Origin of the sequence: Mesorhizobium sp. M0217, assembly GCF_040321955.1 — a bacterium.
Classification (GTDB): Bacteria; Pseudomonadota; Alphaproteobacteria; order Rhizobiales; family Rhizobiaceae; genus Mesorhizobium.
Map to the genome: position 1 here is coordinate 1 of NZ_JAMYSN010000065.1, position 1,297 is coordinate 1,297.

The window sequence follows — 1,297 nt, forward strand, 5'->3', positions numbered from 1 at the left end:
CAGGCTCATAACCTGAAGGTCACAGGTTCAAATCCTGTCCCCGCAACCAACATCAAAAACAGCCCGCTTCACGCGGGCTTTTTGCGTTCGGACCGTGATCGATGGCGATTTTAACCTGCACCAGGGGTCGGAAGCAGGCGAAGCCGACGCCGTGGGACAGAAAAGCCAAATCATGACCCCCAACTGCCAGTAGCTCGCAAGCCTTTTTGTATTCGGCACCTTTGCCCACGCGAAGCCGGTTGGCTCCCGGCTCTGTCAGCGCGGCAACCGCCACGCGCCGGCGCGATGGTGACCGGACGCTTTGGACCCTGCAAAACCAGGCGACGAACCATTCTCTCGCCATCAAATCTTGGAAAACGAACCGTGATCGTGCGCTTCCAATCATTGCTATTATTGCTACCGGGCTTGATCGGCGCCATAATCTTCCAGGAGGTTGCCGTGCCCGACTACGCTCTGAACGAACCACTATGAGAGCTTCATCAGGAAGCAGCTCGAATCAGGCCGCTACAACAATGCCTGAGATGTTCGCGCCGGCCTACGTATGCTCGAGGATTTCGAGGCGGAGCGGGAGAGATGGCTGCGCGAGGAGGTTCCGGCGCGCCTGACCGAGCTCCGGCAGGATCCGGCTAAGGGCATCCCTGTCGAGACGGTTTTTCCGCGACTCGAGGCGCGTCATCACGCGAAGCAGGCGAAAGCCAAATAGGCAATGGAGTACCGCATTGTCTTCCACCCCAAGGCGGAACTGAACTCGGCCAGTTCTATGACGACGTAGCCGACCCGTGCGTCGCCGGCGATCGCTTGGAATTTCGTTGTCGGCATGCGCGACCATTGCCTGAGCGTGTCGACTTTTCCACAGTGCGGCACAGAGCGGGTCGAGATCATGCCTGGTCCGCGGATCATCAGCTGGCGACGTGCCGTCAGCATTGCTTTCGCAGTCGATGCCGAACGGGTCTGGTCCTGGGTATTTTTTCGCCGGCCGCAACATCACGGCGGAATTGCTGGAAGGCCGGCTCTGAAGCGCTGCTTAGGCTGGCGTGGGGATCGACACTCGCCAGGAGGCGATTCTCAGGCCGATGGCACGCACCTGCCGCCGCCTAGGTGGGAGCTTGGTAGAAGAGTGATCCTCAGCGGAACACCACTCACAATTTCAGCCAAGCCAGCTCACGAATTTCCGCCCCGTGGATATCTCCACGAGAAATCGAAAAAACATCGTCGATGACTGTTGACAGTTCTGGTTGGTGGCGACTATATACGCCTCACGAACGAGGGCGGTGCGCCGCTGGCGGCGAAGCAGTTT

At 59.1% G+C, this 1,297-nt stretch carries 1 protein-coding gene; it reads right to left on the reverse strand.

The window, feature by feature from the left end:
* Positions 1-675: 675 nt before the first annotated feature.
* Positions 676-924: a hypothetical protein gene (locus tag NKJ18_RS32925; protein ID WP_023699417.1), complete on the reverse strand. Its 249-nt coding sequence runs from the start codon at positions 922-924 to the stop codon at positions 676-678.
* Positions 925-1,297 lie beyond the last annotated feature (373 nt).